Source organism: Nitrosomonas nitrosa, assembly GCF_003051105.1.
In the GTDB taxonomy this organism is placed as follows: Bacteria; Pseudomonadota; Gammaproteobacteria; order Burkholderiales; family Nitrosomonadaceae; genus Nitrosomonas; species Nitrosomonas nitrosa.
Genome location: NZ_QAOO01000014.1, coordinates 80066 through 92591 on the forward strand (window position 1 = coordinate 80066; position 12526 = coordinate 92591).

The 12526-nt window shown below is 45.4% G+C and carries 9 protein-coding genes; 6 read left to right on the forward strand and 3 right to left on the reverse strand.

Annotated elements, in window-relative coordinates; translation table 11 throughout:
* Positions 1 to 10: 10 nt before the first annotated feature.
* From C8R30_RS09590 to gyrA, 3 genes are all read right to left on the reverse strand, one after another.
* The gene (locus tag C8R30_RS09590) at positions 11 to 1219 is read right to left on the reverse strand and encodes a phosphoglycerate dehydrogenase (protein ID WP_107790019.1); all 1209 of its coding nucleotides are present in this window, start codon (positions 1217 to 1219) and stop codon (positions 11 to 13) included.
* Positions 1212 to 2315 (reverse strand): 3-phosphoserine/phosphohydroxythreonine transaminase, encoded by a 1104-nt coding sequence (gene serC, locus C8R30_RS09595; protein WP_107790020.1) that lies wholly within the window; start codon positions 2313 to 2315, stop codon positions 1212 to 1214. The genes C8R30_RS09590 and serC overlap by 8 nt, the downstream gene beginning before the upstream one ends.
* Before the next feature lie 81 nt (positions 2316 to 2396).
* The gene (gene gyrA, locus C8R30_RS09600) at positions 2397 to 4943 is read right to left on the reverse strand and encodes a DNA gyrase subunit A (protein WP_107790021.1); all 2547 of its coding nucleotides are present in this window, start codon (positions 4941 to 4943) and stop codon (positions 2397 to 2399) included.
* 446 nt (positions 4944 to 5389) lie between these two features.
* Between gyrA and C8R30_RS09605 the strand changes: the two genes are divergently transcribed.
* From C8R30_RS09605 to fusA, 6 genes are all read left to right on the forward strand, one after another.
* The gene (locus C8R30_RS09605; RefSeq protein ID WP_090668953.1) at positions 5390 to 6595 is read left to right on the forward strand and encodes an aspartate aminotransferase family protein; all 1206 of its coding nucleotides are present in this window, start codon (positions 5390 to 5392) and stop codon (positions 6593 to 6595) included.
* An 11-nt stretch (positions 6596 to 6606) separates the two neighbouring features.
* On the forward strand, positions 6607 to 7530 hold the full coding sequence (argF, locus tag C8R30_RS09610) for an ornithine carbamoyltransferase (RefSeq protein ID WP_090668956.1): 924 nt from the start codon (positions 6607 to 6609) through the stop codon (positions 7528 to 7530).
* Positions 7531 to 7574: 44 nt separating this feature from the next.
* Positions 7575 to 8789, forward strand: a complete 1215-nt coding sequence (locus C8R30_RS09615) for an argininosuccinate synthase (RefSeq protein ID WP_090668959.1) — start codon at positions 7575 to 7577, stop codon at positions 8787 to 8789.
* Between the two features lie 497 nt (positions 8790 to 9286).
* Positions 9287 to 9664 carry a 30S ribosomal protein S12 gene (gene rpsL, locus C8R30_RS09620; protein ID WP_090672719.1) on the forward strand — a complete coding sequence of 126 codons (378 nt, stop codon included), beginning with the start codon at positions 9287 to 9289 and terminating at the stop codon, positions 9662 to 9664.
* A gap of 73 nt (positions 9665 to 9737) precedes the next feature.
* Positions 9738 to 10208: a 30S ribosomal protein S7 gene (gene rpsG, locus C8R30_RS09625; protein ID WP_090672722.1), complete on the forward strand. Its 471-nt coding sequence runs from the start codon at positions 9738 to 9740 to the stop codon at positions 10206 to 10208.
* A 123-nt stretch (positions 10209 to 10331) separates the two neighbouring features.
* Positions 10332 to 12425 (forward strand): elongation factor G, encoded by a 2094-nt coding sequence (fusA, locus tag C8R30_RS09630; RefSeq protein WP_090672724.1) that lies wholly within the window; start codon positions 10332 to 10334, stop codon positions 12423 to 12425.
* Positions 12426 to 12526 lie beyond the last annotated feature (101 nt).

Here is a 12526-nt window from a genome sequence, read left to right on the forward strand (position 1 = left end):
TGCAAGGAATTTAATCAGAGGTTTCTGTAGGAATGGGTAAATAGCGTACCAACAAAACACCATTGATATTGCTGAGAGCGGTGATCACTTTTTGAGGTACTGGACTATCGATATCGACCAGGGTATAGGCCATTTCTCCACGAGATTGATTGGCCATGCTATGGATATTTAATCCAGCTTTTGCCATGCATGTTGAAATTTGACCCAGCAAATTGGGTACATTGGCATTAGCCACCGCTACTCTATAGGGCGAGCCTCGTTCCATACATACATCTGGAAAGTTAACGGAATTCGTGATATTGCCATGTTGCAAATAATCTATAATTTGATTAACGACCATTATGGCACAATTTTCTTCTGCTTCTTGTGTTGAAGCACCCAGATGAGGTAAAGCGATAACAGATGGCTGCTGGTGTAATTTCTGGCTTGGAAAGTCACATACGAAATATTTAATTTTGCCATTCTTGATTCCTGACAGAATCGCATCTTCATCCACGATAGCATCGCGGGAAAAATTAAGCACGATCGTATCTCGTTTTAGATGAGCGACCATTTCATCGTTGATAAGATGATAGGTTGTGTCCATTAACGGTACGTGCAGAGAAACGAAGTTACTGCGGCGTAGCAAATCTTCGATATTTTGTGCTTTTTGCACTGCTGATGGTAAGCTCCAAGCTGATTCAACCGTGATTTTAGGATCATAGCCCAATACTTTCATCCCAAGCTTGATAGCCGCGTCTGCAACCAGTCTGCCAATCTTACCTAATCCAATGATACCGAGTGTTCGCCCGGGCAGTTCCAATCCAAGAAATTTCTTTTTATTATCTTCAACTTGTTTATGTAAGGCTTGATCATCGCCCTGTAAGCTTTCTACATAGCGCAGTGCCGGAATCAAATTTCTCGATGCAATTAACATGCCGGCTAAAACCAGCTCCTTGACCGCATTCGCGTTGGCACCGGGGGTATTGAATACGGGTACGCCGCGTATATTCATCGCGTTGACTGGAATATTATTCGTGCCTGCGCCTGCGCGCCCAATGGCGATAACACTATTGGGGATATCCATATCCAGCATATTGTGTGACCGGACTAGAATGACATCCGGATTCACTAAATCATTGCCGACATGATAGTGATCTGAAGGGAAGCACTTCAGCCCTATTGACGAGATCTGATTGAGCGTGAGGATGCTAAAAATCTTGGGTGGCTGATTAGGCATGCGTTTTTTCGAATTCTTTCATAAAGGAAACTAGAGCCACTACACCCTCATAGGGCATGGCATTATAGATCGAAGCCCGCATACCACCCACCGAGCGGTGGCCTTTTAACTGAAGTAGTCCTCGAGCCTTGGCCTGTTTTAAAAATTCATTATCCAATGATGAATCTTTCAGGGTAAACGGTATATTCATACGTGAACGATCAGGCTTGGCGACCGGACATCGATAAAAATCGCTGGAATCAATGAGATCATAGAGCAGATTGGCTTTGACAATATTGGTTTTTTCCATTTCGGACAATCCGCCTCGTTGTTTTAGCCAGTCTAGAACAAGCCCCATGACATAAATGGCGTAAGTAGGTGGCGTGTTATACATGGAGTGGTGATCGGCGTGTGTTTTGTAAGCATACATCGTCGGCGTGCCCGCAATGGGGGTATTCAACAGGTCTTCACGGATAATAACGAGAACGAGTCCCGCGGGCCCGATATTTTTTTGTGCGCCTGCATAAATCAAACCGAAGGGCGTGATATCCAAAGGGCGTGACAAGATATTAGATGACATATCGGCAACTAATGGGGCGTCGATTTTTCCTCCTGTAATTTGTGCCATATCAGGTACCCAGTTGAATTCTACACCCCCGATTGTTTCATTCGGAGTGTAATGAACATAGGCGGTGTCGGGATCGATTACCCAGCTTTTAGAGGGGGGGGCATAGGTAAAACGTGCATCTTCAGACGAAGCGGCAATGTTAACTTGGCAATATTTTCTGGCTTCGTCGATAGCCTTTTGAGACCATTGACCCGTATTGACATAATCCGCTTTCCTTTTCCCTCGAAGCAGGTTCATCGGTACCATGGCAAATTGACTGGAAGCGCCACCTTGAAGGAAAAGGATTTTATAGTGATGCGGTATACCTACCAGTTCACGTAAATCGCTCTCGGTTTTTGCGATGATGGACATGAACTCTTCGCCGCGATGGCTCATTTCCATAACCGACATACCACGCCCGTGCCAATCCAGCATTTCCTGCTGCGCGCGCTGGAGAACTTCTTTGGGTAGTACCGCCGGACCTGCACTAAAATTGTAGATTATGCTCATCAAAGGATTCCTGTAAGAATTTACCCGAGAAGTTCATCAATGCCCATCGTAATTGTTTTCTCTAAAAGTAAGGAATACAGGTTACGATTCATCGGTTTCGACCACTCTTTCTAGGCCAGCGAGCTTTTCACCCTGATCTAAATTGATCAATGTCACACCTTGAGTAGCACGACCCATTTTACGTATTTCACTGACACGTGTTCGAATCAATACTCCTCCTGTCGTGATCAGCATGATTTCGTCGTCAGGTTTGACAAGTTGCGCTGCGACAACTTTGCCATTTCGCGTGCTGGTATTGATAGCGATGATGCCTTGTACGCCACGGTTGTGACGGGTAAATTCACTGATGGAAGTGCGTTTGCCGTATCCATTCTCTGTGGCTATCAAGACCGTCAGTTCCTCATTTTCGGCCACGAGCAACGAAATAACTTTTTGTTCTGTACCCAGTTTCATGCCGCGCACACCTCGCGCACTACGCCCCATCGGCCGTACATCATTTTCGTCAAAACGAATGGCTTTGCCATTATCAGAAAACAGCATGACATCATGCTTGCCTTCCGTTAACGCAACACCAATTAAATAATCGCCTTGATCGAGACCAATTGCAATAATGCCGTTGTTGCGCGGCCGTGAGAATTCTGACAGCGGTGTTTTTTTGACCGTGCCGAAGGCAGTTGCCATGAAGATATAGCGATTGTCATCAAACGTTTTGACTGGCAGTACCGCATTGATTTTTTCATCTTTTTCTAGTTGAACCAAGTTGTTGATGGGCCTGCCTCGTGAAGAGCGACTACCCTGTGGCACATTGTATACCTTGATCCAGTAAACACGCCCTAGGCTTGAGAAACAGAGAATGTAATCATGCGTATTGGCAATGAACATATTGTCGATAAAATCGTCTTCCTTAGTGGCACTAGCCAATTTCCCACGTCCACCCCGTTTTTGAGCGCGATATTCATCCATCAACTGGGTTTTGATATACCCTGCATGCGATAATGTGATGACGACATCGGCTGGGGCAATCAGGTCCTCGGTATTCAAATCCTGAGCGTCAATAACGACTTCGCTGCGGCGCTTGTCACCGAATTGTTGTTTGATAGAGTTAAGTTCCTCAGCGATGATGGTGGTTATTCGTTGCGGATTGGCAAGAATATCAAGCAGATCGGTAATTTTATCGATAATTTCTGTATATTCGGTCTTGATTTTATCTTGTTCTAACCCGGTAAGGCGTTGCAAGCGGAGATCCAGGATCGCTTGTGCTTGTGTGTCGGATAATCGATAACCTTGATCGAATAAGCCAAATTCAGAAGCGAGCCCGTCCGGACGGAAAGCTTTTGCGTCGATAGCGGCGCGTGTCAGCATTTCTTCTACCATTGGTGAGCGCCATACTTTAGACATCAGTGCGCTTTTAGCATCTGAAGGCGTGGGCGCGGCTTTGATCAGTGCAATGATTTCGTCGACATTGGATAGCGCAACCGCTAAACCTTCTAGCAAGTGTCCGCGTTCGCGTGCTTTCTTCAAATCGAAAGTGGTTCTGCGCGTAACGACTTCTCGCCGGTGGCGTAAAAATGCTTCAAGAATTTGTTTTAGATTAAGCAGGCGGGGCTGGCCGTCTATCAAAGCGACCATATTCATCCCGAAGGTGTCCTGCATCTGTGTTTCTTTATACAGATTATTCAATACGACTTCAGGTATTTCGCCACGTTTTAGCTCTATTACGACGCGCATGCCGGATTTATCCGATTCATCACGTAAATCGGAAATTCCTTCAATGCGCTTGTCTCGTACCAGTTCACCGATTCGAATCAGCAAGTTGGCTTTATTGACTTGGTAAGGCAACTCATCGATGATGATGCTTTGGCGGTTGCCTTTATCGATATCTTCAAAATGAGTACGTGCCCGCATGATTACCCGACCTCGTCCGGTATGATAGCCGTCTCTGATTCCTCCCGTTCCATATATGATGCCGGCGGTAGGGAAATCGGGTGCTTGGATGTGCTCGATAAGTTCATTGATGCTGGCTTCTGGATTGTGGAGGAGTAGGAGACTGGCATCGACGACTTCACTTAGATTATGAGGGGGTATGCTGGTTGCCATGCCTACGGCGATTCCCGAAGAGCCGTTGATAAGTAAGTTGGGGATCTTGGCTGGGAAGATGAGCGGCTCTTGTTCTGAGCCGTCATAGTTGGGCCCGAAATCCACCGTATCTTTATCGAGATCGACGAGTAATTCATGAGCGATGCGGGACATGCGTATTTCTGTATACCGCATGGCCGCAGCATTATCACCATCTACAGAACCAAAATTGCCTTGTCCATCTACCAGCATATAACGCAATGAAAAATGCTGTGCCATGCGTACGATTGTGTCATATACAGCGGTATCACCATGAGGGTGATATTTACCAATCACATCGCCGACGATACGGGCTGATTTTTTATAGGGGCGATTCCAATCGTTGGATAGCTCATGCATCGCGTATAACACTCGCCGGTGGACGGGTTTTAACCCATCTCGCACATCGGGGAGTGCACGCCCGACAATGACACTCATTGCATAATCAAGATAGGAGCGACGCATCTCCTCTTCGAGGCTGACGGTCAAGGTTTCCTTTGCGAATTGGTTCATTTTGTTTGATTTTGTCGATTTCCGCTTTCAGCTTAGCGCTAATTTATTCTGGCTGAAATAGTGAATGGCTGGTTAATAAGATGATCATTTGATTTTTTTGGTCGAAGCTTATGAGTCTATTTTTATATTTTAGCATGCCATCTCATCTGTGCTTGTTTCATCGACATAAGCGGAGGGGTTGTTTCGGAAGACAAACAGAGAATCAGAAATCACCGAAGTGATGAATCCCTATTGCTGGATTCATTCGGAAACAGAAATTGAGCGCAAAAGCATATAAGTAATCGTTTAAAAATGATGTGAGATAAAAAAGCCTTGAAAAAGCAAGCTAAATAAGTAAATATAGATCGAGTATACGATAACTAGTCAAATACGGCGGCAGAGGCCGCCGTATTGTTTTTCTATTTATTCAAACTATCGAATGTGAGTATAGCGCTGTGTCAAACTTGATGAGTACTTATCTGCGACTTCCTGTTACCTTCGTCAAGGGGGAAGGTGTTTGGTTATGGGATGATCGTGGCGATTGTTATCTTGATGCACTTTCTGGCATAGCTGTGTGTGGTCTCGGGCACAGTCATCCTACATTGGCAAAGGCATTGTGTGAGCAAGCAAATTTATTGATACATACCTCCAATCTTTATCATATTGAAAAGCAAGCGTTGTTGGCCGAAAGGCTGGTTTCTTTATCGGGGATGGACAATGTCTTTTTCTGTAATTCAGGCGCGGAAGCCAACGAGGCAGCGATCAAGCTGGCAAGATTGTATGGCCATAATAAAGGAATCGAATTGCCCACGATCATCGTTATGGAGCGTTCGTTTCATGGACGCACTATGGCGACCCTGACTGCGACGGGAAATCGAAAAGCGCAAGCAGGTTTTGAACCTCTGCTTGCAGGGTTTTTGCGCGTTCCTTACGATGATCTTAATGCGGTTGCTCAGATTGCAGCAAGCAATAAGCAAGTGGTGGCAGTGTTAATGGAAACCTATCAGGGTGAAGGTGGAGTAAACTTTCCACAAATCAACTATTTGCAAGGTCTGCGCCAGTTATGTGATCAGAATAATTGGTTGCTCATGCTTGATGAAGTGCAGTGTGGGATTGGACGCACGGGTAAATGGTTTGCGTTTCAGCATAGCGGTATCGTGCCAGATGTCATGACGTTAGCCAAAGGTCTTGGATCGGGTGTGCCGATAGGGGCTTGTATCGCCAGGGGGGATGCAGCCAATGTATTTAAGCCAGGAAATCATGCCTCGACATTTGGGGGGAACCCCCTTGCCTGTACCGCCGCACTTACCACTCTGGATGTGATTGAAAAAGATCATTTAATGGAGAACGCGGTTAGCATAGGCGATTATATCCGGGGGCGATTTAAGGAGAAACTTGCCAACTGGTCGGATGTAATACAGATTCGTGGGCAGGGGCTCATGCTGGGCATAGAGCTGCCAGTGCCTTGTGGTGAACTTGTTAAGGAAGCTTTGAAGCATCGATTGTTGATTAACGTTACATCGGAAAAAGTAGTTAGATTGTTGCCTGCGCTCATCATGAAACAAGCGGAAGCGGAGCAGGTGGTGGAAATTGCGTCAGAGATAATTGGGAAATTCCTGGAAAGTCAAACTGAAGTTGCAATCATGCGTGACAAGCTGGGTTCTTTCCATTGAATATCGATTTTATGCAATTAAAACATTTTCTGAAGATTAATGATTTAACGCTTGATGAGCTGGAATATATCTTCGAGCGAACTCGGTGGATAAAAAATGAATTCAAGCAATACCGTCGGTACTGGCCATTAACGGATCGAACGCTGGCGATGATTTTTGATAAAAACTCAACGCGTACGCGTTTATCGTTTGAGGCGGGGATGTATCAATTGGGCGGAAATGCGATCTACCTTTCAACACGAGATACCCAATTAGGTCGAGGCGAACCGGTGGAAGACGCTGCGCAGGTGATATCCCGCATGGTAGACATTATTATGATTCGCACCTATGAACATAATGTAGTTGAGCGTTTTGCGGAAAACTCGCGCGTGCCTGTAATCAATGGCCTCACTGACGAATACCATCCTTGTCAGATTTTAGGCGATATTTTTACGTATATAGAACATCGGGGCAGTATCGCCGGTAAGACGGTCGCTTGGATTGGTGATTCCAACAATGTGTGTAATACCTGGCTTCAGGCTGCGGAGATTTTTGGTTTTAATGTCCATGTCTCTACTCCAAAGGGGTATGAAGTGGAGCCAGAGCGTGCGGGATTGTATAGCACTGATCATTATGAAGAGTTCGCTTGTCCGCATGATGCCGTGAAAAATGCTGATTTAGTCACGACAGATGTATGGACGAGCATGGGATTCGAGGCGGAAGAGGAAAAGCGTAGAGACGCGTTTTCTGGCTTTTGTGTGGACGCCGAGATGATGTCCTATGCTAAAAAAGATTCATTGTTCATGCACTGTTTGCCGGCTCATCGAGGTGAGGAAGTGACCGCAGAGGTATTGGATAGTCCTCAGTCGGTGGTATGGGATGAGGCCGAGAATCGGCTGCATGTACAAAAAGCGCTCATGGAGTATTTATTGCTGGGTAGAGTTGAAATTAAGTAATTGAGTCATTTCAATTTTGATTGTTTAAGTCTTGTTTGGTTGCCATGAATAAAATTAAAAAGGTTGTGCTTGCTTTTTCTGGTGGTTTAGATACTTCGGTTATATTGAAATGGCTGCAGGAGGTATATCAGTGCGAAGTGGTTACATTTACTGCTGATATTGGTCAAGGAGAAGAAATTGAACCGGCGCGAGCTAAAGCTAAACGCCTGGGCGTTAATGAGATATTTATAGAGGATTTGCGTGAAGAGTTCGTGCGTGATTTTGTGTTTCCCATGTTCCGTGCAAATGCAATATATGAAGGGGAATATTTGCTTGGCACCAGCATTGCAAGACCGCTGATCGCCAAAAGACAAATAGAGATTGCTCGAGAAACGGGCGCGGATGCGGTTTCTCATGGTGCAACGGGAAAAGGGAACGATCAGGTTCGCTTTGAGCTGGGTTATTATGCACTGCAACCCGATATCCACGTGATTGCGCCCTGGCGGGAATGGGATTTAACCTCCCGGGAGAAATTGTTGCAATATGCCGAGAAGCATGACATTCCAGTTGAGATGAAGCAACAAAGCGGGTCGCCTTACAGTATGGATGCGAACTTGTTGCATATCTCATATGAGGGGCGTTTATTGGAAGATCCGGCGGTAGAGCCAGAAGAGTCGATGTGGCGATGGACGACATCGCCGGAGAAAGCCCTAGATGAGCCAGAGTACTTGGATTTGGAATTTGAACATGGGGATATTGTCGCGCTGAATCAAGAAAGATTATCGCCTGCTGAGGTGCTTACAAAATTGAACCGCTTGGGTGGCGAGCATGGTATTGGCCGCTTGGACTTGGTGGAAAATAGATATGTTGGTATGAAATCTCGGGGGTGCTATGAAACACCGGGCGGTACAATCATGTTACGCGCGCATCGTGCTATAGAATCGATAACATTGGATCGGGAAGTTGCTCATTTAAAAGACGATCTTATGCCGCGCTATGCGGCGCTTATTTATAATGGTTACTGGTGGAGTCCGGAACGAAAGATGCTGCAGACATTGATTGATGAGTCGCAATTGAGCGTCAACGGCTGGGTGCGGGTAAAGCTCTACAAGGGGCATGTAATGGTTGTTGGCCGTGATTCCAAAACAGATTCGTTATTTGATCCCAATATTGCAACGTTCGAAGATGATCGTGGCGCTTATGATCATGTTGATGCCGCTGGATTTATTAGATTGAATGCACTGAGAATGCGGATAGCTGCAAAAACACGAAAACGATGAGAGGGGCCTCGCTTTATGAAGCGGGTTTTTATACAAAAATAATGGAGCCTATGTATTGTGAAGCACAACTCAGAGGCCTGTTGACTCAGGGTGCTGAGCGAGTAGCGTCGCAGTATCGAGTAATCGTGAACGTTGCTGAATAATAAATAATTAGCGCTTATGCGGGATTATTCGGCGTGGCGAGCATTATTGATGCATTCCTTTGGTTGTAAGTTGTTATGGTAGAAGTTCTTCCCTAGAGCTATGCAGGTTTTATGGGATAAATGGGATGCAATATTATTTAACTTCCTTGACATGGTGAGATAAACCCCATAAAATCCGCAGTCTTTTTAGCCACGCACTCTTACCCATAATTTAAGTGGGGGCGAGCAGATAAAATGATTTTAGATCGCTTGCTCTGCATGAAGGGGTGGCTAGACAAAGCAAATAGACCCTATTCGGTTGTTCAATCATGATGATTGTTAAACGCAGAATTAATTAGAAATGAAACATATATTATGCCAACGATAAGCCAATTAGTTAGAAAGCCGCGAAAAGCTAAGCGTGTTAAAAGCAAGGTTCCTGCGCTAGAAAGCTGTCCGCAAAAGAGGGGTGTTTGTACGCGTGTTTATACAACAACACCAAAGAAACCAAACTCTGCACTTCGTAAGGTCGCGCGGGTAAGATTGACAAATGGATATGAAGTGTCTAGCTACATTGGCGGCGAGGGCCATAATTTGCAAGAGCACTCCGTGGTGTTGATACGCGGGGGGCGGGTAAAAGATTTGCCGGGTGTACGATATCATACGGTGCGTGGAAGCTTGGATACCGCGGGAGTTAAAGATCGTAAGCAAGCGCGATCTAAATATGGATCTAAGAAACCTAAAGCGTCATAAAATTCTATGAGAGTTTTGTGATATAAAATTTGAGCAAGTAGATAGAACAGATACGAAAGTTTGAGGTTAGTAAATGCCAAGACGGAGAGAAGTACCTAAGCGCGAAATTTTGCCGGATCCGAAATATCACAATGTTGAAGTGGCAAAATTTGTAAATGTTTTGATGACGCGCGGGAAAAAATCGGTTGCCGAACGAATTATATACGGCGCTCTGCAGCAGATAGAGAAGAAAACCGGGAAGGATCCGGTAGAGATTTTTACGCAAGCTTTGGCAAATATTAGGCCCATTGTTGAAGTTAAGAGTCGTCGCGTAGGCGGGGCGAACTATCAAGTGCCTGTCGAGGTGCGTTCGGTTCGTCGTAGTGCATTAGCGATGCGATGGTTGCGGGATGCGGCGCGCAAGCGGAGTGAAAAATCGATGGATATTCGTCTGGCTGGAGAATTGATCGAAGCGTCTGAGGGGCGTGGTGGCGCGATGAAGAAGCGCGAAGAGGTTCATCGTATGGCTGAATCGAATAAAGCATTCTCGCACTATAGGTTTTAGTATTTTTTTAGTATTTAAATAATTTGTATCTCATTATCCGAATGATTTCGCTAACAATAACATTAAGCTGATATTTTCGGAAAAGTAGAAGTTTCTAGGTAAAAAAGATTAAGGGTTATTAACGTGGCAAGAAAAACTCCCATTGAGCGCTATCGAAATATAGGAATTATGGCGCATATTGACGCTGGAAAAACCACAACGACTGAGCGCGTGTTATTTTACACAGGGGTGTCGCATAAGTTGGGAGAGGTGCATGATGGCGCGGCCACGATGGATTGGATGGAGCAAGAGCAGGAGCGAGGTATAACGATTACCTCGGCTGCAACAACGTGTTTTTGGAGAGGTATGGCGAATAATTATCCAGAACACCGAGTAAATATTATCGATACGCCAGGGCACGTGGATTTTACAATCGAAGTGGAGCGCTCACTAAGAGTTTTAGATGGGGCGTGTACCGTTTTTTGTGCGGTGGGGGGGGTGCAACCGCAAACAGAAACAGTCTGGAGGCAAGCTAACAAATATAAAGTACCTCGCCTTGCTTTTGTAAATAAAATGGATCGTTCGGGCGCAAATTTTATGCGAGTCCTAGAGCAGATCAAGTCGCGATTAAAGGCGGTGCCAGTACCTATTCAGCTTCCTATTGGTGCGGAAGATAGGTTTGAAGGGGTGATTGATCTCGTCAAAATGAAGGCTATTTATTGGGATGAGGCTTCACAGGGAATGAAGTTTGAGGAGCGTGATATTCCGGCAGAATTACTCAGTGATGCAAAGAGCTGGCAAGAAAAGATGGTGGAATCAGCGGCTGAAGCTTCTGAGGAATTGATGAATAAATATCTCGAGGAAGGTGAACTCACCATTGCGGAAATCAAGCAGGGATTGAGAACACGTACCCTCAATAACGAGATTGTACCCATGCTCTGTGGATCCGCATTCAAAAATAAAGGCGTTCAAGCGATGTTGGATGCTGTGGTCGATTATCTTCCGTCTCCCGTTGATGTGCCTGCAATTCAGGGTATTAAGGAGAATGAAGAGAAAGATGAGCGTCATGCAAGCGATGATGAGCCCTTTTCGAGTTTGGCGTTTAAGATTGCTACCGATCCCTATGTGGGCCAGTTGACATTTTTCCGAGTATATTCAGGCGTTGTTACGTCGGGCGATACTGTTTATAACTCTGTAAAAGGACGTAAAGAACGAATTGGCAGGATACTGCAAATGCACGCAAATCAGCGCGAGGAAATTAAAGAGGTGCGAGCTGGCGATATCGCGGCTGCTGTAGGCCTAAAAGAGGTTGTAACTGGCGATACATTATGTGATGTAGAGCATATCATTACTTTGGAAAGAATGGATTTTCCAGAGCCTGTTATTCATGTGGCAGTCGAGCCAAAAACAAAAAATGATCAAGAAAAAATGGGTATTGCCCTAGGCAGATTGGCACAAGAAGATCCTTCATTTAGAGTGAGAACGGACGAAGAATCAGGTCAGACGATTATTTCTGGCATGGGTGAGTTGCATTTAGAGATAATTGTTGACCGCATGAGACGGGAATTTGGGGTCGAAGCTAACGTAGGCGCTCCGCAGGTTGCTTATCGTGAGGCCATTAAGAAGAAAGTGGAAGTCGAGGGCAAATTTATCAAACAAAGTGGTGGTCGTGGGCAGTATGGTCACGTTTGGTTGAGGATGGAACCTAATGAAGCCGGTAAGGGATTTGAGTTCGCAGATGAGATCAAGGGTGGCGTGGTTCCACGTGAATATATACCCGCTGTAGAAAAAGGTTTGCTTGAGTCACTTGGTTCTGGTGTGTTGGCGGGTTATCCAGTGGTGGATGTCAAGATAGCACTTTTTGACGGATCCTATCATGATGTAGACTCAAGTGAGAATGCCTTTAAAATGGCGGCCTCAATTGCATTCAAAGAAGGGATGCGTAAAGCTAACCCGGTTTTATTGGAGCCGATGATGTCTGTAGAAGTTGAAACGCCAGCAGATTTTATGGGGAATGTCGTGGGTGACTTGTCGTCACGACGTGGCATGATCCAGGGTATGGATGATACGGCGGGTTTCAAGATCATACGCGCGGAAGTGCCGCTAGCTGAGATGTTTGGGTATTCAACTATTCTGCGGTCAGCAACACAAGGCAGAGCAACCTATACGATGGAATTTAAGCACTATTCAGAAGCACCTAAAAGTGTAGCTGAAGCAATTATCAATAAAAGCAAATAATTATTGACGATAAGGATATAGCATGGCGAAGAGTAAGTTTGAGCGATCAAAGCCGCATGTAAACGTAGGGACGATTGGGCACGTTGATCATGGGAAGACGA